Raw genomic sequence first — 25,446 nt, 5'->3', positions numbered from 1 at the left:
CAATATTCTTGCCTTGCGGACAAAAACTTGACTAGTTGGTCAAATTGCAGGCTAGAAGAGCGTTTGAATATGGTCAAGCGCTTTTGGAGAATTCTACACTGCCGAAAGGTGTCAAATGACCACAGCCCCTTCAGACACACGGGCCGATCATTCTGAAAACGAGAAGACGCAGACCGAAAGGCCGGAAGGCGGAACCCGGATTCAGGGCATCAATCGCCGGCTTATTCTGGATGCTGCGCTGGAGGTTTTCTCGGCTTACGGCTTCCGGGGCTCGACGGTGGACCAGATCGCCGGGAAGGCGGGCATGTCGAAACCGAACCTGCTCTATTATTTTCCGCGCAAGCAGAACATCTACGTGACGGTGCTGGAAGACACGCTCGCCACCTGGCTTGAACCTTTCGAGCATATCGATCCGCACGGCGATCCGCTTGAAGAACTGCGGCGCTATATTGCGGTGAAACTGGAAATGTCGGCGAAGAAACCGGAGGCCTCCCGGCTGTTCGCCAATGAAATCCTGCACGGCGCTCCGGCGATTTCGAATTTCCTGAAAGGGCATCTGAAGCAGCTTGTCGATGAAAAGGCAGCAGTCATTCATCGCTGGATCGCGGAAAAGCGCATCGCGCCGGTCGATCCTTATCACCTGATTTTCACGATCTGGGCGGTGACGCAGCATTACTCGGATTTTTCCGTGCAGGTCTCGGCCGTCATGGGCGCAAGGGCAGAGGCTCCGGGCTTCTACGAAGAAACGGCTGCGGCGATCAGCACCATCATTCTTGACGGTATCCGCCCGCGCGGCGAGACTCCGGCATCATGAAAACGATTCGAATTTCAGCAGCCATCATCCGCGATGAAGCGGGACGCTTTCTGCTCGTGCGCAAGCGCGGCAGCGAGATATTTTACCAGCCCGGCGGCAAGATCGATGACGATGAGGACCCGGCGACCTGTCTCGAACGCGAGATCGAGGAAGAGCTGGGACTTCGCATCGACCGCGATCAGCTGCGTTACGCGGCAAGGATGTCGGCGCCCGCAGCCAACGAGGTTGGCGCGACCGTCGAGGCGGACCTGTTCCATCTCACACTGAAGGACGGCCAGGTGCCGGTGGCATCCAGCGAGATCGAGGAATTGTTATGGAACCGGCCGGGTGAAACGACACGACCCGTGGCCCTCCTGTCGCAAGGCATTCAGGCGCGTTTCGCGAAAGACGACTGATCTGGCTGGCCGCGCATTCAGCCTGCGTCGAGGATTATTCTATTCGCACATGAATGATCTGTTCGCATGTGCAGGCATTTCCGATTGCGCTTCGGTGATCTTCCTCCTATCAATCGCCCGATGAGGAATACGGTGTCTGGCACCGGCAAGGAGGAGAGACCCATGCAATTGAAGGCTTCCGAAAAACGGACGCTTGGCCGTACCGGTCTGGCCGTGACGGCGCTCGGTTTGGGGACCGCGCCGCTGGGCGGGCTTTACGTTCCCGTTTCGCGCGCCGACGCGACCGCATTGCTGGATGTCGCATGGGAAAGCGGTATCCGCTATTTCGACAGCGCTCCCATGTACGGCTATGGCCGCAGCGAGCATCTTCTGGGCGACATGCTGCGCGAAAAGACCGAACGCGCCGTCGTTTCCACCAAGGTGGGGCGCCTGATGACGAATGAGCGGGCCGGGCGCAAGCTGCCGCCCGCGCCGCCGAAAAACCCGCTCGATTCGGGCTGGCACAATGGCCTCAATTTCCGTGAGGTTTTCGATTACAGCTATGACGGCATCATGCGCAGTTTCGACGACAGCCAGCAGCGGCTCGGCTTTCCGGAAATCGATCTGCTCTATGTGCACGACATTGGCCGCGTGACCCATGCCGAAAGACACGACCATCACTGGGATGCCCTGACGAAGGGCGGCGGCTTTCGGGCTTTGACCGAACTGCGCGAGGCCGGAAACATCAAGGGGTTCGGCCTTGGCGTGAACGAATGGCAGGTCATTCGCGATGCGCTCGATGAAGCCGATCTCGATTGCTCGCTTCTCGCGGGCCGCTATTCGCTGCTCGATCAGGTTTCCGAAAGGGAGTTCCTGCCGCTTGCACAGAAGCGCGGCATGGCGCTTGTCATCGCAGGTGTGTTCAATTCCGGCATTCTGGCGGCGCCAAGAGGCAGCGAGCAGAAATTCGACTATGCCGACGCGCCCGCCGAAATCATCGAGCGCACCAATCGCCTGCATGATATTTGCGATCAGTTCGATGTGCGGCTTGCCGCTGCCGCCATGCAGTTTCCGATGATGCACCCGGCGGTCAGTTCCGTTCTGATCGGTGTCCGCTCGCCGGAGCAGATCAGGCAGAATGTGACCTGGTTCGAACAGGCGATCCCCGATGAATTCTGGCAGGCCCTGCGCTCCGAGGGCCTTGTTTCGTCATCTTGACGTCCAGAATCTCCGCGTCACCATATGAAAACGCCGGGCACTGCCCGGCGTTTGCTCTCATTCCGCCGCTTCCTTCACGGCCATCGGATTGTTCGGGTGGGTTGTCCAATTGGCATATTCGTCCGGGATCGGCGACTTGGTGCGAGGATCGAAGCCGACGATCTGCTCCATGGTGATGCAGTCCTCGACAGGGCAGACATTGACGCAGAGATTGCAGCCGACGCATTCCTCGTCGATCACCTCGAAATGCCGCGCGCCATTGACCAGATTGGTGATTGCCTGGTGCGAGGTGTCCTCGCAGGCGATGTGGCAGCGTCCGCATTTGATGCAGAGATCCTGATCGATGCGCGCCTTGGTGACATAATTGAGGTTGAGATACTGCCAGTCGCTGACCTGACCGACTGCGCGGCCCTGAAAGTCGTCCAGGGTGCGATAGCCCTTGCTGTCCATCCAGTCGGACAGGCCGTCGATCATTTCCTGCACGACCTTGAAGCCATAGGTCATGGCAGCCGTGCAGACCTGAACCGTGCCGCAGCCGAGTGCGATAAACTCCGCCGCGTCCCGCCATGTGGTGATGCCGCCGATGCCTGAAATCGGCAGGCCCGGCGTTTCGGGGTCGCGGGCGATTTCCGCGGCCATGTTGAGCGCAATCGGCTTGACCGCCGGACCGCAATAGCCACCATGACTGCCGCGCCCGTCGATGGACGGAACCGGCGACATATTGTCGAGATCGACCGACACGATGGAATTGATCGTATTGATCAATGACACTGCGTCGGTGCCGTTGGCAAAAGCCGCGCGAGCGGGCTTGCGGATATCGGTGATGTTCGGCGTCAGCTTGGTGATGACCGGCATACGGCTATATTGCTTGCACCATTTGACGACCATGCCGACATATTCCGGCACTTGGCCCACCGCCGCGCCCATGCCGCGTTCGCTCATGCCATGCGGACAGCCGAAGTTCAGTTCGATGCCGTCGGCGCCGGTTTCTTCCACCAGAGGCAGGATCGCTTTCCACGCTTCTTCTTCGCATGGCACCATGATCGAAGCGATCAATGCGCGGTCGGGCCAGCGCATCTTCACTTCCTTCATTTCGCGCAGGTTCACTTCCAGCGGCCGGTCGGTGATCAGCTCGATATTGTTGAGGCCGAGCAGCCGCCGGTCTGCGCCATGGATCGCGCCATAGCGCGGACCGTTGACATTGACCACCGGCGGGCCTTCCGCGCCGAGCGTCTTCCAGACCACGCCGCCCCAGCCGGCCTTGAAGGCCCGCTCGACATTATAGGCCTTGTCGGTTGGCGGAGCGGATGCCAGCCAGAAGGGATTAGGCGATTTGATGCCGAGGAAATTCGTCGAAAGATCAGCCATTTTTAAATCTCCTCAACCCTGTTCCTGCCCCAGATGAACGCTGCGGTCACGCGAAGCGGGTGCGTGGAGAGCGCCGCCTGAAAGCACCGCATCGGCAAAGCCCTCGATTGCTTCGGGGCGACCGGTCAGTGTCGCATGAATGGATTTCGCGGCAATCTTGCCGTCTTCCACCGATGCGACGGTCAGATCCTTGCCGCCCGTAACGCAGTCGCCCCCCGCCCATATGCCCTCAACGGATGTGCGACGGTCCGCGTCAACGCTGATGCGCCCTCTTGAAAGGCCGATACCCGACCCTGCGAGCGGTTCCGGCTCGAACTTCTGCCCGATGGCCTTGAACAGCTGATCGGCCTCCAGCGACAGATATTCGCCGGTGCCGGACAGTTTGCCGCCGTCCGTCGCGGTATATTCGAAGACCACAGAACCGACCGTTCCGTCAGCATTTTCCTGAAGCGCGTGGGGTTGCAGCCAATGACGGATGACGACTCCGTGGACTTGCGCCAGTTCCTGTTCATACAGGCTGGCATTCATGCTTTCCTGCCCGCGACGATAGACGATGGTGACGTTTTCAGCGCCGAGTTTCTTGGTCTGGATGGCGACGTCCACCGCCGTCATGCCGCCGCCGATGACGATGACGTTGCGTCCGACCGGAAGGGCGGAGAGGTCCTTCGCCTGCCGGAGACCGGCAATATAATCGACCGCATCGATCACATTCGGAGCTTCTTCGCCTTCAAGCCCCAGACCGTTCACGCCCGGCATACCCATGCCGAGGAAAACGGCATCGTAGCCGGCTTTCAGCGCTTCGATGGTGATGTCCTGACCGAGCGTCTGGTTGTATTCGATATTGATCGCGCCGATTTTCAGCACGAATTCCAGTTCGCGCTGCGCAAAATCGTCGACCGTCTTATAGGCCGCGATCCCGTATTCGTTGAGGCCGCCGCCCTTTGCGCGGGCTTCAAAAATCGTCACTTGATGGCCGAGCATCGCAAGGCGATGCGCGGCGGATATGCCTGCCGGGCCTGCGCCGACGATGGCGATATGCTTTCCCGTTTCAGGTGCGCGCCTGAACGGGTGATTGCCCGTTTCCATCAGCACGTCGGTGGCATAGCGCTGCAATTCACCGATCTTGACCGGTTTGCCTTCCGCGGTTTCGCGAACGCATACTTCCTCGCAGAGCGTTTCCGTTGGACAGACGCGCGCGCACATGCCGCCGAGAATGTTTTCCGAAAGGATGGTCTTCGCGGCTCCGACCGGATTGCCCGCATTGATCTGCCGGATGAACATCGGAATGTCGATGCCCGTCGGGCAGGCATTCATGCATGGCGCGTCATAACAGAAATAGCAGCGGTCGGATTCGACAAGGGCTTCATGTCTGGTAAGCGGCGGATGCAGATCGTCGAAAACATGGGCATAATCGGCCTTCTCAAGCCGTGCCCCACGGATATCGGGTCCGTTTGCGTGTCCCGGATTGTCGACTGCATCAATAGGCGGATTCTCTGCTGATCTCATCGATCGCATCTCCCATTTTTGCTTGCGTTTCGGCGCGGGTTCCCTTTGCGCGCCGCAACTATGTTCCGGGCTGCGATCTTGCCGTCGCGTGACACCCGTTCATGACAGGATGACAGATTTTCACAGAAGGTCAAATTTTTTATCATCTGGTCAATTATGGAGCGCAAGCCTCTTGTGAGAGAGCCTTTGGCCGCATGAAAGATCAGAGTAGGGAAAAGATCAAAGCGGATCGGATTTGAGAGCGCCCGTCGTCGGCTCCGCCGCAACTTCAGGCTCGGGGAGTATGTCTGGCAGCGCGGGACGCGCGCTCAGGACCAGTGCACAGCCGGTAATGATGATGGCCGCTCCGGCGAACTGTATGACCGACAACTGTTCCTTGAGGAAAACCGCCCCGACCAGAACGGCTATGACCGTCACGACAAATTCGACGCTGATGGCTTTCGTCGGGCCGACATTACCCACCAGCCTGAAATAGAGCACATAGGTGAGGGCGCTCATGATGCAGGCGGAAATGAGAAGAAACGCGAAGTCACCCGATCCGGGCATGGCTGGAACGGGAACGGCAAGGATCAAGGGCAAGGTCAGAACGCCGCCGAAGACAAAAGCGCCGATGGTCGTTTCCCACGATCCGGTTCCGGACAGGCGGCGGCTCGCATAATTGCTGCCGAAGGCTGCTGAGAAGCAGGAAAAGAGAACGGCGATGCAGCCCATCACGAAGGCGGGAGTAACCGCAACTGCGGGAAAGCCGACGAGGCACACGATACCCGTCACGCCGAGCAGAAGTCCGACGAGCCCGCGCGAAGTGATGCGTTCAAGACCCCAGAGCTGGCTGATCACCATGGAGAAAAGCGGAATGGAGGCCACGCAGATCGCCGCCATCGCCGTTCCGATCAGCGGCGTGCCGTAGGAGAGACCGATGAGCTGGCCTGCAACGGTGGTCGCGCCGACAATGGCGAACGGCTTCCAGCCCGCATGAAAATCGAGTTTTCTCCGGGACAGCTTCGCTATTGCGAAAAGGGTCCCGGCTGCGATGAAGCAACGGAAGGCCACCGCGCCAGCCCAGCCGAACGCCCCTACCACCCGCAAGACCACGAGGAACGAAAGCCCCCAGGCCACGGCGAGGAAAATATAGGTCGCGATATCTCTCGGTTTCATGCCGATAGCCCAATATTGGTTGCTGCTTCATCAAGTATTGGAATATCCGCGAAAAGGAAATGCCGTCTCGCTGTCCACTCTATGGAATATTGGAATGAAATTATGCCGTTTTTGCAGCGGCATTCGACGCCGCTTCCGCAATATTGGCAAAGAAGCGGTCGGCGAGTTTCCGGGCGACCGAGCCGAGCAGTTTCGTGCCGATCTGCGCGACCTTGCCACCGGCATCGCCCCGGATCACGTAGAACAGGATCGTGTGACCGCCGTCCTCATCCAGACGCACATCGGTTACACCCTGTGCAAAGCCGGCAATGGAACCCTCGCCATGGCCGGAAATCGTATAGGATACCGGCGGAACCATGTTCGAAAGTTCGAGTATGCCGTGAAAGCGGACTTTCAGGATTCCGAAGCTCACCTTGAGGGCGGCGCGTATTTCCGTTTCCGAGATACGCTCGATATCCTCGCAACCGGGAATGCAGGATTTCAGCGTTTCGATGTCGTTCAACGCATCCCACACCGCTTGCCGCGGGGCCGCAATCCGCTCGTCTCCGGTCAGGTCCATTCTTCACTCCGAAGTGGTCATCCTAAATTGATCGATATGGTGTATATGACACTCTGTCCAAAAAGGAAGTTCGGTAATTTATTTGCCGCAAATTTTCGCTAGAGCGCTTAATATCCGCATTTAAATCGATTTGATTCGGGAGCAGCATCATGGCAAGAGACGCAACGAAGCTTGAGGCGACGGTTGCAAAGCTGAAAACGCATTGGGCGGAATCGGCCCCGCGCGATATGCGCGCGGCGTTCGAAACGGATCCCGGCCGGTTTGAGCGGTATTCGCTATCCCTGGACGATCTCCTGTTCGACTGGTCGAAATGCCGCGTCAACGACGAGACCATCGGGCTCCTCAAGGAACTGGCCGTTGCTGCCGACGTCGAAGGCCGCCGCGCTGCCATGTTCGCGGGCGAGCACATCAACAATACGGAGGACCGCGCCGTTCTCCACGTAGCCCTTCGCGATACGACTTCCAGCGAGGTTCTTGTCGATGGGCATAATGTCCTGCCGGATGTGAAGGAAGTCCTGGACCGGATGGCGGCTTTCTCCGACGGCATCCGCTCAGGTGCGATCACCGGCGCGACGGGCCGGAAAATCACCGATATCGTCAATATAGGTATCGGCGGTTCCGATCTTGGTCCCGTCATGGCGACGCTGGCTCTTTCTCCCTACCATGACGGTCCGAAAGCGCATTTCGTCTCCAATATCGACGGGGCGCATATCGCCGATACGCTTGGCGCTCTCGATCCCGCCACGACGCTCGTCATCATCGCTTCCAAGACCTTCACCACCATCGAGACCATGACGAACGCGCAGACGGCGCGCAAATGGGTTGCCGATGCACTGGGTGAGGCGGCTGTGGGCGCGCATTTCGCCGCTGTCTCGACCGCGCTCGACAAGGTGGCGGCTTTCGGCATCGGCGAAGAGCGGGTCTTTGGTTTCTGGGACTGGGTCGGCGGACGTTATTCGGTCTGGTCGGCCATCGGCCTGCCGGTGATGATCGCCGTCGGTCCGGATGATTTCCGCAAGTTCCTGGCAGGGGCGCATTCCATGGACGTGCATTTTCGCGATGCGCCGCTGGAACGAAACCTCCCCATATGGCTCGGCCTCATCGGTTACTGGCACCGCGCGATCTGCGGCCATGGCAGCCGCGCGATCATTCCTTACGATCAGCGTCTGGCGCGTCTTCCAGCCTATCTGCAGCAACTCGACATGGAATCGAACGGCAAGAGCGTGACCGTTGACGGCAGTCCTGTTTCCGGTCCGACGGGTCCGGTTGTCTGGGGCGAGCCGGGCACCAACGGCCAGCACGCCTTCTTCCAGCTTCTGCATCAGGGCACCGACACGATCCCGCTGGAATTCATCGTGGCGGCAAAGGGCCATGAAAAGCCTCTCGATCATCAGCACGAAATGCTGCTCGCCAACTGTCTCGCGCAGTCGGAAGCCTTGATGAAAGGCCGCACCCTGGATGAGGCGAGGACGCAGCTGCGGGCCAAGAAGATGCCCGAAACAGAAGTGGAGCGCATCGCGCCTCACCGGGTCTTCTCCGGCAATCGCCCGTCGCTGACCCTCATCCACGACAAGCTCGATCCGTTCGCGTTCGGGCGACTGGTCGCGCTCTACGAGCATCGTGTTTTCGTCGAGGCACAGATTTTCGGCATCAACGCGTTCGATCAATGGGGCGTCGAGCTTGGCAAGGAACTGGCGACCGAACTTCTGCTGGTCGTCTCGGGCAAGGAAACCAGCGGCGGTCGTGATGCATCGACGCAGGGGCTCGTGGCGCATCTGCATGCGCGAAGGAAAGCTTGACCGCATTTTCTGGAAAGCTAGAAATGAAAGGGAGCCGGGTTTGTAACCCGGCTCTCTTCATGAGGAATAGAATGGGAAATGAAATGAAGACCGAGATCATAAAATTCGCCGGCGATGTGCCGGGCAATGCCATCGAGCTGCGCGTGTTGCGCTTTGACGGCAAGGACAAGGATGCACCCGGCGCCTATCTTCAGTCCTCGCTTCACGGGGCCGAGCTTCCGGGGCAGGCGGCGCTTCATTTCCTGGTTCCCATGCTGAAGAAGGCTGCCGAAGAGGGGCGCGTCCTTGGCAATATCACGATTGTCCCGCAGGCCAATCCCATCGGCTCGAACCAGTGGCAGGCGCATCAGCATCTTGGCCGTTTCGAGGCGTTTTCCCTGACCAATTTCAACCGTGCTTTCCCGCTCCTGCCGGATTTCGACACGTCGGAGCTTCCCGGGCCCGATGCGCCGGTTGCGCTGGCGCAGCGCCTCAAGGCCACGCTGGTCAAGCTCGCCCTGCCGAACGACATCGTGCTCGATCTTCATTGCGACGACGAAAGCGAGAGCTACGTTTATATCGCCGAGGACTTTGCCGAGGACATGAAGGATCTGGCCATCGCGCTCGACTCCGCAGCGATCCTGGCATGGGATACGACGGCGGACGCGGCTTTCGAGGAAGCCTGTGCGTATCCGGTCCTGCAATTGCCCGCCGACAAGCGCGATATGAAGCGCCGCGCCGTGACCACGGTGGAATTCCGTGGATTGAGCGATGTCTATGCAGATATGGGCAAGGGCGATGCGGAGGGACTGTACAGGTTTCTCGTCCATCGCGGTGTCGTCCGTGACGAAAATGTCAGGCTCGACAGTGAATACAAGGGTCTGGTGACCCCGCTGTCGCATGTGGAGATGCTCCGTGCGCCGGAAGGCGGCATGGTGCTTTACCATGCAGCGCCGGGCGATGAGGTCAAGGCAGGCGCGGCACTTGTGACGATCGTCACGCGACCGGGCGAGCCGGAGGGCGATATTACGCTCACCGCGCCGCAGGACGGGCGCATCCTGACGCGCCGTTCCCTGCGTTACGTGCGGCGCGGCGACGATCTGCTCAAGCTGCTTGGGGCAAAACCGTCCGCCGTCAAAAAGCGCGCCGGTGCGCTGGAAGCATGAGCGATCGGCTTTCCGCTGGCCGCTTGAAAGCGATCCGTGCCGTCCTTTTCGACAAGGACGGCACGCTGATCGATTTCGATCGCACCTGGTTCTCCATTTCGTGGCAACTGGCGCAGCGGTCGGCCGAAGGCGACGAGGCGAGGGCGCGCGCCCTGCTCGACGCCGGCGGTTACGACTGGCTGAGCGAGCGCTTCCGCGCCAATTCCGTCATCGCCGCCGGTACTGTCGAGGACATCGTTTCGCTTTGGCATCCCGATCTCGGCGACGCGCAATTGCGTGAACTGATCGAGGAGTATGACGCCTATTGCGTCACCGAGGGTGCCCGGTCCGCGGTCGCCATCGAAGCCGTGCACGAAACGCTGGAACGGTTGCGCGCCATGGGTCTTGGGCTGGGGATTGCCACCAACGATTCGGAAGCGGGCGCCCACGCCACCGCCAGGGCGCTCGGCATGGACAGCCTGTTCGACGTGGTGATCGGCTATGATACGGCAGCGCGTCCGAAGCCTTATCCCGATCCGCTGCTCTATTTCGCCGGGAAGCTGCAACTTCAGCCGCACGAGATCGCGATGGTGGGCGACAACCTGCACGATCTCGAAACGGCCCATGCCGCCGGGGCGGGACTGGCGATAGGGGTTCTGTCCGGCAACAGCCCGCGTGAAGCGCTGGAGCCGCGCGCGGATATCGTTTTCGATACGGTCGCCGGTTTACCGGACCTGCTGAACGCAACAGGCTTTAAGGGGTAAACCGGTCAGGATTTGAAGCACCGGTCCTGTTCAACCGGACCGGTGCTGCGAGACCGATTTCAATCGCGCAGTTCGCGTCGCAGAATCTTGCCCACATTGCTCTTCGGCAGGGATTCGCGGAATTCGACCTCACGCGGGCGCTTGTAGTTCGTAAGGCGCCCGGCACAGAATGCCTTCACGTCTTCCTCCGTGAGGTTTTCATCCCGGCGAACGACGAAGAGCTTTACGACCTCGCCCGAATGCTCATTGGGAATGCCGATGGCGGCCGATTCCACAACGCCGGGATGGCTGGCCGCAACTTCCTCGATTTCGTTCGGATAGACGTTGAAGCCTGAAACCAGGATCATGTCCTTCTTGCGGTCCACGATCTTCGTATAGCCGCGTTCATCCATGAACCCCATGTCGCCTGTGCGAAAGAAGCCGTCCGGCATGATTGCGTATGCGGTTTCCTCCGGGCGGTTCCAGTAGCCCTTCATGACCTGCGGACCCCGGACGCAAATCTCGCCGACTTCACCCAATGGCAGGTTGTTGCCGTCGTCATCGCGGATGGCGACGTCGGTCGAGGGCATTGGCAGGCCGATTGTGCCGGAAAACTCCGTCGCGTCGAGCGCATTGGCGCAGGCAACCGGGGAGGTTTCCGAAAGACCGTAGCCTTCCGTGACATGACAGCCGGTCATCTGCTGCCAGCGCTCGGCAACGGGACGCTGCACGGCCATGCCGCCGCCAAGCGTCAGGATAAGCGGTTTGAAATCGAGTTTCTGGAAATCGGGATTGTTCATCAGGCCGTTGAACAGGGTGTTGAGGCCCGGAAAGATGTGGAACGGATATTTCTTCAGTTCCTTGACGAAACCGGGAATATCGCGCGGATTGGGAATGAGAATGTTCCGCGCGCCAAGCTTGATGCCGATCATCGCGTTCACGGTGAGCGCGAAAATATGATAGAGCGGCAGTGCGCAGACAAAGTTCATGGCCTTCGGCCTGCCCTTGTTTCGGAAAGCCACTTCCATCCAGATATTCATCTGCTCGACATTGGCGAGAATGTTGCTGTGGGTGAGCATGGCCCCCTTGGAAATGCCTGTCGTGCCGCCTGTATATTGCAGAAAGGCAAGATCGGACCCCTGTACGGGCACGGGATCGAACGACCGCGAGCGCCCCTGCGCCAGCGCATCCTTGAAGCGAACATGCCCCGGAATGTTCCAGGCAGGCACCATCTTCTTCACGCGGCGCACCACGAGATTGATTATGTTGCCCTTGAAACCGTGCATGTCTCCCATCGAGGCGACGACGATATTGGGCACGTTGAGGGAGGGGAGCGTTTTTTCCACTGTCGCGGCGAAATTTTCCAGAACGATCAGCGCCTTCGCTCCCGAATCGTTCAACTGATGCGCCAGTTCGCGCGGCGTATAGAGGGGATTGACATTCACCACGACAAAACCGGCGCGCAGTATCGCGGTAAAAGCAATCGGATATTGCAAGATATTCGGCATCATCACCGCAACACGGTCGCCTTTGACGAGACCGCGCGACTGAAGCCATGCCGCAAGCGCGCGGGAATGCGCGTCCAGTTCCCGATAGGAGAGATCCTTGCCCATGCAGGTGAATGCCGGATTTGCGGGATATTGCCTGCAAGCGCCAGCAATCATGTCGCCGATCGATGTCGTCGCGCTGATATCGATTTCGTGCGGTACGCCCGCGGGATAGGACTTCAGCCAGATTTTTTCGGGTGCAGGCGCTGCGCCGTCTCCCGGTTGTTCGGTTGCCGACCTGGTTGCGGGTGCGCTGTGTCCAGTTGTTTTCTTCGCCATTTCTTCTCCCCGGATCGCTCCGTCCTCATGGGCGACAGCCCCTCGCTGTCTCTCCCGGATGGTCCGTTTCCAGACCGTCTCCTCGGTTGTCAATGTGGTCGAGTTTCATTCTGTTCGCAAGAGTTACATTGACGTAAGCGTAAATTAAAAAATGACTGAAGGCTTTCCCAATTTTGGCGGGTCGCAATCAAAATTGTTTGAATGTTCCGTGCAACCTTATGTGGCGGCGTTTTCGCCCGGCGCGGGGCGCTGGCTCCTGAGCGAGCGAACCAGCGTCGTAATGGCTTTTCCACCATAGGTTACAAGGTCGAAGCGCTTGTCTCCCTGGAGCCATTCGTTGAGAAGTCCACTCAGCACGGCGAGCAGCACCTGTGCCGCCGTATCCGACGTCCATTCTTTCGCAAGCTCGCCACGGCGTGCCGCAACATCGAGCAGACCCGAAAAAAGTCCAAGCGCATTGTCGCGGGCTTCCCGCAGGCGATCGATGATCGACGCCATCTCACCGACGAACTCACAGCGCTGGTTTATGATGATGAAGATATTCTGCTGCCGTTCATCGGTCGCAAAAAGCTGAAGTGCCGAGATGATCGACTGTTCCAGTATCTGCATCGGGTTGGGGTGATCGCAGGCCGCCGCCTGAAGCATGATTTCTTCCTGCGGAAAGCGGACGCTGCCAATGATCGTCTTGATGATTTCAGACTTGTCATGGAAATGGAAATAAATGGCGCCTCGGGTCACTCCGGCATGACAGGCGATCTGCGCCAGTGTAGACTGACTGACGCCGCGCTCCAGGAAAACCTGCTCGGCGGCTATCAGGATGGCTTCCCTGGTTTCAGCGGCCTCCGCTTTCGTTCTTCGCATGTTTCTTCTCGAATGGGTGAATTGTGTTGGGGTCAGGACCTGTTAGTTTGATGAAAATGGTGTGAGGCCATCCGTCTGGATACGAGGAGAAAAGGCGAAGGAAATGTGGTTCATTTTCGAGACTTTTCAACATGATAGCCGGGCGGATAGACCACATCCTTCGGACACCGAAATGCCAAGGCCGGAAACTGGCGATCTGCTGCTTCGGCGAAACTCAATGGAAATACGCAGGCATATCTTGTCATTTCAGGTGCCATTTCCGTCAAATTAACAGGTCCTGACCCCAGGTTCTTTTTACCCGCACTTCGGATAACTCATACGTGATCGCTAACATTCGATGATTGACTATACCACGGTAGTTCGTATTTACAAACATACGTGTATGTTAAATTGGCGGCACCGCGCGACAGCAAGGGCAACTCCCACGATGACCATGAACCGTTCGATCAGGCTTTTTGCGGCAGGGGCCGCATTTCTTGTTTTTGCGGGGCAACCCGTTCTGGCGCAGGCGCCGGGCGGAGCAACACCGCCCCCGCCTCAGGTTTCCGTGACGGTTATCAAGCCGCACGACGTGCCCGTCACCTACGAATATGCGGCCCGCATAAGCGCCTATCGCGATGTGCAGGTGCGTGCCCGCGTCGGCGGCATCCTCCTGCACCGCAACTTCACCGAAGGTACCGAGGTGAAGGCTGGCGATGTCCTGTTCGAGATCGACCCCGCGCCTTATGAAGCCGAGCTTGAAAAGGCGCAGGCCCAGGTCGCGCAGGCACAAGCCCAGTATCAGCAGTCGATCCGCGATGCGGAGCGCGCCGAGCAACTGGTCCAGCAGAAGGTGCAGAGCACGGCTGTACGCGATTCCGCCTTCGCGACGCGCGATCTGAACAAGGCATCGGTGGCGGCCGCCAAGGCGCAGCTACGCACGGCGGAACTCAATCTGAGCTATACCAGGGTCACGGCTCCCATCAGCGGCATCACCAGTCTTGAGCAGGTGAACGAAGGCAGCCTCATCGGCACGGACGCGTCCTCCAGCTTGCTGACCTCGATCATGCAGCTCGATCCGGTTTATGTGAACTTCTCCTTCACCGATACGGAAGCCGCCGAGATCGATCGGCTGCGCGCTGAACGCGGTGCAACGGGCGAAGATGCCGACCGTCTCAAGATCAAGATCCTGTTCGGCGACGGGCGTGCCTACGATCATGAAGGCACCATCGACTTCACGTCTTCCTCGCTCGACACCGAGACGGGAACGCTCGGCGCTCGCGCCGTCGTGGAAAACCCGGAGCGCCGTCTCATTCCGGGCCAGTTCGTGCGCGCCGTCATTCTGGGTATCGAGGTCAAGAATGCGATCACGATTCCGAAGGCCGCGCTTCTTCAGGGCCCGCAGACCGAGTTCGTCTATGTGGTCAACAAGGACAATATGGTCGAAGTGCGCCCCATAACGGTGGCGCGCGAACTCAGCGACGCATGGCTGGTCTCCGAAGGTCTCAATCCGGGCGACCGGGTGATAACCGAAGGGCTGATCAAGGCAGCCCCCGGACGTCCGGTCAATGCGACGGAAGCGGCGACGGAAGCGGCGACCGAAGCAGCGGGCGAAACAGGCGATCAGGCATCCTCCGGAAAGGCCGGTGCTGAAGCTGGCAAAGAACAGGCGGCAGGCAAACAATGAACAGGTTTTTCGTCGACCGCCCCGTTTTCGCGGCGGTCATATCCATTGTGCTCGTTCTGGCAGGCCTGATCTGTATCCGGATTCTGCCGATCGCACAGTATCCCGAACTGACGCCGCCGCAGGTGGTTGTCAGCGCCACCTATCCGGGTGCGAGCGCGGAAACCGTGGCGCAGACGGTCGCCGCTCCCCTGGAACAGCAGATCAACGGCGTCGAGAACATGCTTTACATGCAGTCCTCGAGCCTCGGCAGCGGCACGATGCAGCTCACCGTGACCTTCGCTTTGGGCACCGATCCCGATCAGGCCACGATCAACGTCAACAACCGCGCGCAGCGCGCGACCTCGTCACTGCCTCAGGAAGTGCAGCGCCTCGGCGTGACCGTCGACAAACGGTCGACGACCATCCTCGGCATGGTTGCCATGTTCTCCGACAGCGATCGCTACGACCGCACCTATGTCGGTAACTATGCGCTCCTGAACGTGGTGGACGATCTCAAGCGCCTGCAAGGCGTCGGCGACGTGCAGCTTCTCGGCAATATCGAATATTCGATGCGTGTCTGGCTGCGCCCCGACAAGCTCGCCCAGTACAACCTGACGCCAAGCGACGTATCCGCGGCGATCCAGGAACAGAACGCCCAGTTCGCCGCCGGTCGTTTCGGCGACCAGCCGGACCCGCAGGCGGGACCGTTCACCTACACGGCCACGACGCAGGGACGTCTGCCGGATGCTGCGGCCTTCGAGAACATCATTCTTCGTTCGAGCTCGAATGCGGCGACGCTCCGCCTCAAGGACGTTGCACGCGTAGAACTCGGTACGGAGAGCTATCTCGTCGACAGTAACCTCAACGGCACATCCGCTGTGCCGATCGCGATCTATCTCCAGCCGGGCGCGAACGCGCTCAACACGATGGAACTCATCCAGAGCCGTATGGACGAGCTGAAGGCGAGTTTCCCGGCGGGTATCGACTATTCGATCCCCTTCGACACGACGAAGTTCATCAAGGTTTCCATCGAGGAAGTGGTTCATACCTTCATCGAGGCAATCATCCTCGTGGTTCTGGTGGTGTTCATCTTCCTGCAGAACTGGCGCGCCACGCTCATCCCGATCATCGCAGTGCCGATCTCCATCATCGGTACGTTCGCGGGCATGTATGTGCTTGGTTTCTCCATCAACCTCCTGACCTTGTTCGGTCTGGTTCTGGCAATCGGTATCGTGGTGGATGACGCCATCGTGGTGCTGGAAAACGTCGAACGCATCATGACGACCGAGAAACTGTCGCCGCGCAAGGCCGCCATCAAGGCCATGAGCGAAGTGACCGGACCGGTCGTCGCAATTGTTCTCGTGCTCTGCGCGGTGTTTATCCCGGTGGCCTTCATGGGCGGTCTCGTCGGCGAAATGTACAAACAGTTCGCCGTTACCATCGCGATCTCCGTGACGCTGTCCGGCCTTGTGGCTTTGACGCTGACACCGGCGCTCTGCGCGCTGATCCTGAAGCCGGGGCATCGTGAACCGATGCTGCCGTTCCGCATCTTCAACCGCTTCTTCGAGCGGGTGACGGACGGTTATACCCGGGGTGTGCGCTTTTTCCTGAAGCGGGCGGCAATCGGCCTCGTTCTGTTTGCCGGCCTTCTTGGCGGTACATATTATCTGTTCGACAAGGTGCCGGGATCGCTGTTGCCGGATGAAGACCAGGGCTTCCTGTTCAGCGTCGCCGTGCTTCCTCCGGCGGCTTCGCTTGAACGCACGACGGCAGTCCTCGACCAGGCGAGCGCCAACATCCGCAAAAGCCCGGCCGTGGAAAGCGTGTTTGCCGTGTCCGGCTTCGACCTCCTGTCCGGCGGTCTGAAGACCAGTGCCGGCACGATGTTCATCATGCTCAAGGACTGGAAGGAACGCACGACGCCCGAAACCGACGCGCGCAATCTTCCCGGTGCGATCATGGGTATGAACGCGGGCATCAAGGACGGGATGGTGCTGGCTTTCAACCCGCCGCCGATCATGGGCCTCAGCACGACGGGCGGTTTCGAACTCTATGTTCAGGATCGCACCGGCGGTGGCGTGGAGTCGCTGACGCGCGCCACCAAGCTCATCACGGATGCGGCGGCGAAGCGGCCGGAGCTTCAGGGTGTCCGCACGACATTCGACCCGAACGTTCCGCAATACGATATCCGGCTGGATCGCGAGAAGGCGAAGGCGCTGGGCGTGCCTATCAACTCCGTGTTCACCGCCATGCAGGCGACCTTCGGCAGCCTCTACGTGAACGACTTCACGCTGTTCGGCCGCAACTATCAGGTCAATCTGCAGTCGGAGGCCGAGTTCCGCCGCGATCCGAGCGATCTCAAGCATGTGTTCGTGCGCGCCAATTCCGGCAGCATGATCCCGCTTGACGCGCTCGTGACCGTCAAGCGTATCGTCGGTCCCGACCAGCTCGAACGTTTCAACGCCTTCAATGCAGCCAAGGTCACCGGCAATCCGGCTCCCGGCTTCACGTCGGGCGATGCGATCAAGGCGATGCAGGAAGTGGCGGCGGAAGTGCTCCCGCAAGGCTACCAGATCGCATGGACCGGCTCGGCATATCAGGAAGTGACGACCAGTGGCACGGGCACGCAGGCCATGATCTTCGGCCTCGTCATGGTGTTCCTGATCCTTGCCGCGCAATATGAACGCTGGAGCCTGCCGCTTGCCGTCATCACGGCGGTGCCTTTCGCCATTTTCGGGGCTCTCTTGGCGACGGATCTGCGCGGTCTGACGAACGACGTCTATTTCCAGATCGGTCTGGTAACGCTCATAGGTCTCGCGGCGAAGAATGCGATCCTGATCGTGGAGTTCGCCGTGCTGGAGAGGGAGACGGGCAAATCGGCGATCGAGGCTGCGGCTTCGGCGGCCCGCCTGCGCTTCCGTCCGATTGTCATGACCTCGCTGGCCTTCATCCTCGGCGTGGTGCCTCTGGCAATCAGCACGGGCGCGGGTTCCGCAAGCCGTCACTCCATCGGCACGGGCGTTATCGGCGGCATGTTGGCGGCGACCTTCATCGCAACCTTCTTCATTCCGATGTTCTATCGCCTGATCGCACGTCAGGCGCCAAAGCGTCCGGGCGACGAGGATGCGGTGATCGAGACGTCCGATGTGCCGCGCGGAACGCCCCCCGTGCAAGGGGAAACCGAGGTCTGATCGGTTCCACGAATGGAAAAAGCCCCGCCTGCGAGCGGGGCTTTTTGCTGGAAGCCTTCCGGTCCCGATGAACGAAGATCATCGACTGCGTATAGCAGACAGGACCTAGTGGTCTGATTCCGACATTTGCATCCCCTCGATACAAGCGTTGAGCAAATGCCGGAATCGAAAAGACCACTAGTGAGTTTATGTATCTAGTGGATTTTTCGAATTTGACGTTTGAAACAGCATCTCATTCAGTCGGGATTCAAACGTCAAATTCAATCCACTAGAACAGCGAAGCGACGCTCTTGATGAGCGCCCAGGCCAGAAATGTCGCGGGAACGCTGAGTGCGGCCAGCATGATGCCGAGAAACACATAAGCGGCTTCGTTAGGCGAGCGCTTTGTCTGTTCCGGGGCCTTGTGCCATTGAGCAGGAACGCCATCGAACATTGTATAAATCCTCCTTCTCCCTATGTTCGATTATTGGCCAGGTGGTAATTTATTCAAGTCAAATTAAATCCATGTATTTATCGCTCGAACTGTGCTAAAGGCACTGCGAAAGAAGTTCATGATCCGCTTATTGTTGCGATTTTCATGCCTTTAATGATCCTTATCATCTTGAAATGAAATATTTTTACTTTGATACAGTAAGTACTGTTTAATCTGAATTTTCAAAATTATCTGAAATATCGTTATGAACGAAAGGAATTCTGCGTCAAAATGGCACGCGGAAAATCCCGGGCGTTATCTCGTTTTGCGCGTGCTGTCCGGGATCAATAAAAACTGTTCGGAAAATATCTCAGATACAGCTCGGTCAGGACGCCGTTTTGCTGCAATGCCTGCAAGGCATTGTTGAATGCGGCCACCAGCGTTGCGTTCTGCCGGGTAACGGCGATGCTCAATCCGGAACCGAGATATTGCGGCGCCATATAGGGTCCGTCGGTAAAGGAACAGCACGTGCTGCCTTCCGGGCCGTTCAGCCACAATGAAAGGGACATGCCGTCATCGAAAACGGCTCCCAGCTTCCCGGCTTTCAGGTCGTCCAGCATGACAGCCCTGTCTGGATAGGGTTTGGCTCTCGCCTGAGGGAAATAGGTCTTGAGCAACTGTGCATGTGCTGTCCCGTCCAGCACCCCGACCGTCATCCCTTTTGTGGCGACCGCAGCGGTTTTCCTGAAGCTTCCGGCATTGGTCGTAACGAAACGCGCCGGAAGCCGCATATAGGAACGGGAAAATGAAAATTTCTCACGGTTCTCCGCTGTCGGACGCCAGCCGGCAATGATCGCATCCGCCTGTTCGCTGAGCAGGCGCTCTTCAAGTTCGTTCCAGGGAACGGCTTCGATCTGGCAGATGTCGTCAATGCCGAGTTGCTGACACAATGCCTTCGCAAGGTCGATATTGTAGCCGGAAAGCTGGCCTTGGGGGCCGAGTATGCTGAAAGGCGCGAAATCGACGGTCGTGACGAACCGCAAGCGGGCGATCCCCTGTAGGGAGGGTAACGGAAGACGCTCTTTCTGATTGAAGAAAGAGGGAGCCTCCGGCCCCGTTTCGGCGCACACGTCCGCCGCGCCGCACAAAGGCGCGATTGCTAGAAGCAGGCTCAAGGAAAAGCGTCTCATGGGTGGCTTGTACCCTGTTTCCCATAATCAAGTATAGGGCCTGATCCTGACTTTGCGCGAATGAGAGGCGGTAGTGCTGCCCCGACAAGAGATAAAATCAGGGTTGAATTTCGTTAACAAATAATTACCATAGGTGTTACTTCTTCCGTAAGAAATATCTAAAAAACACGGGAGATGTCAATAAGTAATCACAATACTTCCTAAAATGAAAATTACTAATATTGTAATAGTGCGGGGGTGCTATGAGTAGTGTATCGACTGCGTTCGATCTTGGCGTATGCAGCGCCATATCGGCGAGACTGGAAAAGCGCGGCGTATCTCGCGATGCGTTGCTGCAGGCCTACAGCGCGGCAATGCTTCACGGAACATCTTTTTGCGACGAACTGGTGCAGCAGCGCGGCGTGCCGGAAAAGCTTGTTTACCAGGCAATAGCCGATTTTCTGGCGGTGGAATTCGCGGAGGAGGTCCATCCGTCACGTATTTTTGTGTCCGGCGAAGAAAAGCCGTCTCTCTTTATCGATGTTGGCCAGATCACTGTCCTTGGCAGCGATGGCGAAACCTGTCTCTATATCGCGCCGACGGAAAACCGGATCAAAACCTTGCTCGATCACCTCGGGCGTTCGCCCAGGCTGAGAAAGCGAATCCGCATCTGCACGCCGGGTTTTCTCAAGCAGATCATGCGTCAGAGGCATCAGAAAGAGCTGATAGCGCGGGCACATGAAATGACCCCGAACAGGTTTTCGGCTGCGCGCATTCTGGACACGCCGCAGGCATTTTTCATAGCGATGACGCTTTATGCGTTCATAGCGAGCATGTTCAACTGGCCGACAACGACGCTTTTGGTCATCCATGTGTTTCTGACGCTGTTTTTCTTCGGCTGCGTATTGATAAGGCTGTTCGCCGCGGTTGGCGGCAAGCGCTTGCAGTTTCCCGAAATCAGGCAATGTCAGCCGCGGAATCTACCCGTTTACTCGGTTCTCGTGCCGCTCTATCGCGAACAGGATGTGGTGGGCCAGCTGATAGTGGCTCTCGGGCGGCTGAACTGGCCGAAAAGCAAGCTCGATATCAAACTGATTTGCGAGAAGGACGATTTCGATACGCTGGCAGCGATACGGCGTGAAAAGCTTCCGTCGAATTTCGAACTGGTGCTGGTTCCTTCGGGCGGACCTCGCACGAAGCCGAAGGCGCTGAACTACGCGCTGCAATTCGCACGTGGGGAGATCGTGGCCGTATTCGACGCCGAAGACAGGCCGCATCCCGATCAGTTGCTCGAAGCATGGCAGACTTTCGAGGAGGGAGGGGACGGACTGGCCTGCGTGCAGGCGCCGCTCATCATCGGCAATTTCCGGCAGAATTTTCTGACCCGTATGTTTGCGTTTGAATATGCGGCCTTGTTTCGCGGTCTTCTGCCCTGGCTCGCTTCTCACGGACTTGTCATTCCGCTTGGAGGCACGTCCAATCATTTCCGTCGTCGCTGCATCGAGGAAGTCGGGGGATGGGACGCCTATAACGTGACCGAAGATGCCGATCTCGGCGTAAGGCTTGCCCGGTTCGGATACCGTATCGGCGTCATTGCGCGAGGAACCATAGAGGATGCTCCGGCCGATTACCATGTCTGGCGAAAGCAGCGCACGCGCTGGCTGAAAGGCTGGATGCAAACCTGGCTTGTGCACGGACGCCGGCCCTACAGCACGTGGCAGCAGCTTGGCTGGTTTCGGTTCACGATCAATCAGATATACACGCTCGGCATTATCGGATCGGCACTGCTCCATCCCTTCATGCTGCTCATGTTCCTGATATTGCTGGTGAGCACCGCATTCGAGCCGCTGACGTCCTATCGTATCTGGCTTCTTGCGCTGGATGTGAACAATATCGTGCTGGCCTATCTCAGCTTCTATCTGCTGGGGGCAAGGACTATGGAGCCGACCGAAATCGGCGGATATACCTATTTCCTGTCGATCCCTGTCTATTGGGTGCTGATTTCGATATCTGCGTGGAGAGCATTGGGGCAGCTGGTGCACAAGCCCCATCTGTGGGAGAAGACCCCGCACCAGCCAAGCCTTTTCTATATCTCGCTGGAGGATGAGGTAAGAAGGGCAGAACCGCGACCGATGATGGACTGATCTTCCGCACCGATTGCCTCCAGATCACGTCCCTCATAATCGAGAGAGAGCAGGATGCGCCGGATTGCTGCCAGTCTGGCGCGTCTCTTGTCGTTGGAGCGGATGATCGTCCATGGCGCGAAGCCGGTATCGGTTTGTTCGAGCATCGCATGTAGTGCTGTGGAATAATCGTCCCAGCGCGAAATGCCCGCGACGTCCATTGGCGAGAACTTCCACATTTTAAGCAGGCTGTGACGGCGTTCGTGAAACCGCTTGAGCTGCATTTCCTGCCCGATATCGAGCCAGAACTTGAACAGATGAATGCCATCGGTCACGATCATGCGTTCGAAATCGGGTGTTTCCGTAAGAAAGGTTTCCAATTGGGCGGGAGTGCAGAAATCCATGACACGCTCGACGCCGGCCCGATTATACCATGAGCGGTCGAATGTAACGAATTCCCCCGCCGTGGGAAAATGAGCGACATATCGCTGGAAATACCACTGGCCCCGTTCGGTTTCGGTGGGTTTCGGCAAAGCCACGTTACGGGCTGTTCTGGGATTCATGAACTGGCGGATGGTGAAGATCGTTCCGCCTTTACCGGCGGCATCGCGCCCTTCGAAAACGCTGATCACGCGGCTCCCGGTGTCCTGGAGCCAGTATTGCAGCTTGACGAGCTCGACCTGCAGGCGTTCGAGCGTCTCCTCATACTCATCCGACTTCATCTTTTCGGGATAGGGATAGCCGCCGGATTGCAGCGCATTGTCGTCAATCCAGTCGGGCAGCTTCGGATCGTCTATGTCGAACTTTCGCGTCTTTCCGGCGATATCGAGCTTTATCGGCTTGTTACCGGCTTTCCGAGTGCTTTTTTTATCTTTCTTTTTGTTAGCTGTCTTCGAACTGTCACCCACGGCAATTCCCTTTCGTTTATATCAAAGCATGATAATGGCTGTCTGGAAGCCAAATAAAGCATGTCCGAGCATTTCTGGAAAAAGTCGGCAACGCAACAGCAGAGGGAAAGCGGAATGAGCGATACTGGCAATCGCACCAACAACGACCAGCAACCGGAGGCGTCGATTTTCGAACCGCTTCTCCGCGTGAAAGGCGTGGTCATCGCCAGCATGGTTCTTGCGATTTGCGTGCTCGCGCTCGATCTCCCCTTCTGGTTCAGCGCCGCTCTGCTTGCGGTCGTTGTGTTGGGGGCGGTGTGGCTTGCGAGCGAAGTGGCGGGTAGCGAACCTGTCGAGGCGCCCGTGAAGGATATCGTGCCAAACGACATGGCTGGGGTGTCGGGTGAACGGCTGGCCGATCTGTTGACCGATCCGATGGTGGTGTTCGACCACACCGGCACGGTTCTGTTCGCCAATGTCGCGGCACTCGAAGCGTTCCAATCGCTCGAAGCGGGAACGGCACTTTATCTGCGCTTTCGCGCACCCGAAATGCACGCCCTCATACAAGGCGTCGTTGCCGATGGTGAGCCGCGAAGCATCGATTATTTCGAACGTGTTCCCATCGATCGTTGGTTCAGGGCGATGGTCAAGGCCCTGCCGGGTCGGGACGGCACACCAGAACTCTTCGTTTTGCTCTTCCGCGACCAGAGCGAAACGCGCCGTATCGACCGGATGCGGTCGGATTTCATTGCCAATGCAAGTCACGAATTGCGCACGCCGCTTGCTTCGCTTCGCGGTTTCATCGAAACCCTTCAGGGACCTGCCCGCAACGATGCGGCGGCGCGTGACCGCTTTCTGGATATCATGCAGAAACAGGCGGAACGCATGTCCCGCCTCATCGATGATCTTCTGTCCCTGTCGCGGCTGGAAATGCGCGCGCATCTGGCCGTCAATGAAACCGTCGACCTGACTGCCGTCCTCAACCACGTCGCCGATACACTCACGCCGCTTGCGGCAGGCCTCGATCTCACCATCGAGCGCGGCCTGCCGGACCACCCCGTGCTGATTACCGGCGCTCGCGACGAACTGATACAGGTTTTCCAGAATCTGGTGGAGAATGCGTGCAAATATGGTCAGGCGGGCAAGAAAGTCATCGTAAAGCTGGAAGAAGACAAGAGCGGCAGCGCGCCGGAGATCGTCGCTTCCGTGCAGGATTTCGGGCCGGGTATCGCAGCCGAACATCTCCCGCGCCTGACGGAACGCTTCTATCGTATCGACGTTGAAACAAGCCGCGCGCAAAAAGGAACAGGCCTGGGGCTCGCGATCGTCAAACACATTCTTGCCCGCCATCGCGGACGGCTCGTCGTCCGGTCGCAGGTCGGGGAAGGGTCCACCTTTACCGTACGGTTGCCGAAGCGCGCCGCATGAGCATTTACCGAATCCCGCGCAGCAGCCGCCATTTCAGCGGCCGCAGCTTCCTGTAAAGCGGCGAAGCGCGCAGGGATGCGACGCCGTTTTCAAGGTACAGGGCCATGCGTCCGCGATGCGTGACGACGCGGATATAATCGCGTAGCGCTATTGTCCGGTCACAAAGTTCCTGCTTCCATGGTTCGTCGCCGAAGCCCAGATCGAGACAGGCGTAACCATCTGATTTAAGCGCGCGAACAAGGTGCAGCATAAGCACCTTGCCGGGCGAATATCTGCTCCAGACACCGTCCTCGAAAGTGGTGATCATCGCGCAATACCGGTCCTTGCGGACAAGGCTCCACATCGTAGCCAGTATGGTGCCGTCCAGCGCCAACGCGGAGAAATGGAGCGCTCCCCTTCTCACCAGACGCTCTGTCGCTTCTTCGAAAAAGCGCTGCTTTTCCGGGTGCGCATCGAAGCCGGGAACCATGGTTTCCTCAAAACGCCGCTGCTTCTGGCGCAGCATGGTTGTGAGAACGGCTTTTCGTTCCGCTTCAGGAAGGAAAAAGCGGAGTTCTCCCATCCGCTGCAACGCGCGGTCACGCTTTCTGATATTGCGGATGCTTTGTATGGACGCCTCGATTTCATCGAGCGGGCGCGTCAGGGAAATCGCATGGGCCGAGGCCACGGACGACCGGTTCGTGAACGGCCACAATGGATTGGGGCAGGTCTCCACCCGTTCTGGAAGTTTGGTGAATGCCACGATGTCATGCGGCGGGACCGCAGACAGAACCCGCTCGAGGATAGCCGTTATGGTAATGTGCGAAAGCTGCGCGGCCGCCGGGAAAATGACGGGAGCGCCGTAATCAACCACGCCGCCGTCAATGAAGGAAAGAACGCGCGCGCCATAATGCCTGCTGAGATAAAGCGGCAGGAAAATAACCGGGTCGCCATCTTGCCGTCGAACTTCGACAAGGCATAGCCGGACATTGCGTTTTCGCCCGTAGCTGGCCTCCCATGCCTGCAGGAACGTTCTGGATTGGAAAACGAATAACGCACAGCCCGTCCTGTCGTCGGCTTCCGGCCAATCGTCCGATAATTGTCTGGTGCTGGTATGCACCTGAATTTGAAAACCGTCGATCAACATCGAAGACCCTTCGGACGCATGGCACCGAATCTCTTATTATGGTTGCACTGTTTAGTGGATTTGAAACCAAAGGGAACTATGAAATGCTGGCTACCGGTTCCTGACTCGACAAGTTGCG

At 58.4% G+C, this 25,446-nt stretch carries 20 protein-coding genes; 10 read left to right on the top strand and 10 right to left on the bottom strand.

The genetic code is table 11. The features are described 5' to 3' along the window. The first annotated feature begins 115 nt into the window (after positions 1 to 115). The 3 genes from FHS76_RS11020 to FHS76_RS11010 all read left to right on the top strand — a co-directional run bounded on the left by FHS76_RS11020 (position 116) and on the right by FHS76_RS11010 (position 2,406). Positions 116 to 814 (top strand): TetR family transcriptional regulator C-terminal domain-containing protein, encoded by a 699-nt coding sequence (locus FHS76_RS11020; RefSeq protein ID WP_183652118.1) that lies wholly within the window; start codon positions 116 to 118, stop codon positions 812 to 814. Further along, positions 811 to 1,209: an NUDIX hydrolase gene (locus tag FHS76_RS11015; RefSeq protein WP_183652115.1), complete on the top strand. Its 399-nt coding sequence runs from the start codon at positions 811 to 813 to the stop codon at positions 1,207 to 1,209. Before FHS76_RS11020 ends, FHS76_RS11015 begins: the two co-directional genes overlap by 4 nt. A gap of 162 nt (positions 1,210 to 1,371) precedes the next feature. After that, complete coding sequence (locus tag FHS76_RS11010; RefSeq protein WP_183652112.1) at positions 1,372 to 2,406, top strand: aldo/keto reductase; 1,035 nt, start codon at positions 1,372 to 1,374, stop codon at positions 2,404 to 2,406. A 57-nt stretch (positions 2,407 to 2,463) separates the two neighbouring features. Here the strand turns inward: FHS76_RS11010 and preA are convergent, their stop codons facing one another. The 4 genes from preA to FHS76_RS10990 form a co-directional block, all read right to left on the bottom strand. Then, the gene (gene preA / locus FHS76_RS11005; protein ID WP_183652109.1) at positions 2,464 to 3,774 is read right to left on the bottom strand and encodes an NAD-dependent dihydropyrimidine dehydrogenase subunit PreA; all 1,311 of its coding nucleotides are present in this window, start codon (positions 3,772 to 3,774) and stop codon (positions 2,464 to 2,466) included. A gap of 12 nt (positions 3,775 to 3,786) precedes the next feature. Next, positions 3,787 to 5,280 carry an NAD(P)-dependent oxidoreductase gene (locus tag FHS76_RS11000; protein ID WP_183652106.1) on the bottom strand — a complete coding sequence of 498 codons (1,494 nt, stop codon included), beginning with the start codon at positions 5,278 to 5,280 and terminating at the stop codon, positions 3,787 to 3,789. A 219-nt stretch (positions 5,281 to 5,499) separates the two neighbouring features. Continuing rightward, positions 5,500 to 6,435, bottom strand: a complete 936-nt coding sequence (locus tag FHS76_RS10995) for a DMT family transporter (protein ID WP_183652103.1) — start codon at positions 6,433 to 6,435, stop codon at positions 5,500 to 5,502. Positions 6,436 to 6,535: 100 nt separating this feature from the next. Further along, positions 6,536 to 6,994, bottom strand: a complete 459-nt coding sequence (locus tag FHS76_RS10990; protein ID WP_183652100.1) for an SRPBCC family protein — start codon at positions 6,992 to 6,994, stop codon at positions 6,536 to 6,538. Positions 6,995 to 7,143: 149 nt separating this feature from the next. Between FHS76_RS10990 and pgi the strand changes: the two genes are divergently transcribed. The 3 genes from pgi (at position 7,144) to FHS76_RS10975 (ending at position 10,681) form a co-directional block, all read left to right on the top strand. Beyond that, positions 7,144 to 8,793, top strand: coding sequence for a glucose-6-phosphate isomerase (gene pgi / locus FHS76_RS10985; protein ID WP_183652097.1), 1,650 nt, complete (start codon positions 7,144 to 7,146; stop codon positions 8,791 to 8,793). Positions 8,794 to 8,876: 83 nt separating this feature from the next. Further along, positions 8,877 to 9,938: a M14 family metallopeptidase gene (locus FHS76_RS10980; protein ID WP_183652094.1), complete on the top strand. Its 1,062-nt coding sequence runs from the start codon at positions 8,877 to 8,879 to the stop codon at positions 9,936 to 9,938. Next, on the top strand, positions 9,935 to 10,681 hold the full coding sequence (locus FHS76_RS10975) for an HAD family hydrolase (protein WP_183652091.1): 747 nt from the start codon (positions 9,935 to 9,937) through the stop codon (positions 10,679 to 10,681). The genes FHS76_RS10980 and FHS76_RS10975 overlap by 4 nt, the downstream gene beginning before the upstream one ends. A gap of 59 nt (positions 10,682 to 10,740) precedes the next feature. Here FHS76_RS10975 and FHS76_RS10970 read toward each other — a convergent pair whose 3' ends face one another. Further along, a complete protein-coding gene (locus FHS76_RS10970; protein ID WP_183652088.1) occupies positions 10,741 to 12,486 on the bottom strand; it encodes a long-chain fatty acid--CoA ligase in 1,746 nt (581 codons plus the stop codon). A 216-nt stretch (positions 12,487 to 12,702) separates the two neighbouring features. After that, positions 12,703 to 13,347, bottom strand: coding sequence for a TetR family transcriptional regulator (locus tag FHS76_RS10965; RefSeq protein ID WP_183652085.1), 645 nt, complete (start codon positions 13,345 to 13,347; stop codon positions 12,703 to 12,705). 427 nt (positions 13,348 to 13,774) lie between these two features. On the opposite strand from FHS76_RS10965, the gene FHS76_RS10960 reads away from it, so the two are divergent. Both FHS76_RS10960 and FHS76_RS10955 read left to right on the top strand, forming a co-directional pair. Then, complete coding sequence (locus tag FHS76_RS10960) at positions 13,775 to 15,013, top strand: efflux RND transporter periplasmic adaptor subunit (protein WP_183652082.1); 1,239 nt, start codon at positions 13,775 to 13,777, stop codon at positions 15,011 to 15,013. Next, positions 15,010 to 18,183, top strand: coding sequence for an efflux RND transporter permease subunit (locus FHS76_RS10955; RefSeq protein ID WP_183652079.1), 3,174 nt, complete (start codon positions 15,010 to 15,012; stop codon positions 18,181 to 18,183). The genes FHS76_RS10960 and FHS76_RS10955 overlap by 4 nt, the downstream gene beginning before the upstream one ends. A 268-nt stretch (positions 18,184 to 18,451) precedes the next feature. Here the strand turns inward: FHS76_RS10955 and FHS76_RS10950 are convergent, their stop codons facing one another. Next, positions 18,452 to 18,616, bottom strand: a complete 165-nt coding sequence (locus FHS76_RS10950) for a hypothetical protein (protein WP_183652077.1) — start codon at positions 18,614 to 18,616, stop codon at positions 18,452 to 18,454. Positions 18,617 to 18,939: 323 nt separating this feature from the next. After that, positions 18,940 to 19,785 (bottom strand): transporter substrate-binding domain-containing protein, encoded by an 846-nt coding sequence (locus FHS76_RS10945; protein WP_183652074.1) that lies wholly within the window; start codon positions 19,783 to 19,785, stop codon positions 18,940 to 18,942. 242 nt (positions 19,786 to 20,027) lie between these two features. On the opposite strand from FHS76_RS10945, the gene FHS76_RS10940 reads away from it, so the two are divergent. Continuing rightward, entirely contained in the window at positions 20,028 to 21,908 is a 1,881-nt protein-coding gene (locus FHS76_RS10940) for a glycosyltransferase family 2 protein (RefSeq protein WP_183652071.1), read from the top strand. Here the strand turns inward: FHS76_RS10940 and ppk2 are convergent. Beyond that, positions 21,851 to 22,795, bottom strand: a complete 945-nt coding sequence (ppk2, locus tag FHS76_RS10935; protein WP_183652068.1) for a polyphosphate kinase 2 — start codon at positions 22,793 to 22,795, stop codon at positions 21,851 to 21,853. The two genes, FHS76_RS10940 and ppk2, sit on opposite strands and share 58 nt — an antisense overlap. Before the next feature lie 114 nt (positions 22,796 to 22,909). Between ppk2 and FHS76_RS10930 the strand changes: the two genes are divergently transcribed. Beyond that, the gene (locus tag FHS76_RS10930; RefSeq protein ID WP_183652065.1) at positions 22,910 to 24,202 is read left to right on the top strand and encodes an ATP-binding protein; all 1,293 of its coding nucleotides are present in this window, start codon (positions 22,910 to 22,912) and stop codon (positions 24,200 to 24,202) included. A gap of 4 nt (positions 24,203 to 24,206) precedes the next feature. Here FHS76_RS10930 and FHS76_RS10925 read toward each other — a convergent pair whose 3' ends face one another. Further along, a complete protein-coding gene (locus FHS76_RS10925) occupies positions 24,207 to 25,328 on the bottom strand; it encodes a GNAT family N-acetyltransferase (protein ID WP_183652062.1) in 1,122 nt (373 codons plus the stop codon). Positions 25,329 to 25,446 lie beyond the last annotated feature (118 nt).

The organism is Brucella daejeonensis (assembly GCF_014199265.1).
In the GTDB taxonomy this organism is placed as follows: Bacteria; Pseudomonadota; Alphaproteobacteria; order Rhizobiales; family Rhizobiaceae; genus Brucella; species Brucella daejeonensis.
The sequence above is the reverse complement of the archived record's forward strand: the minus strand, read 5'-3'. Positions and strand labels throughout refer to the sequence as shown.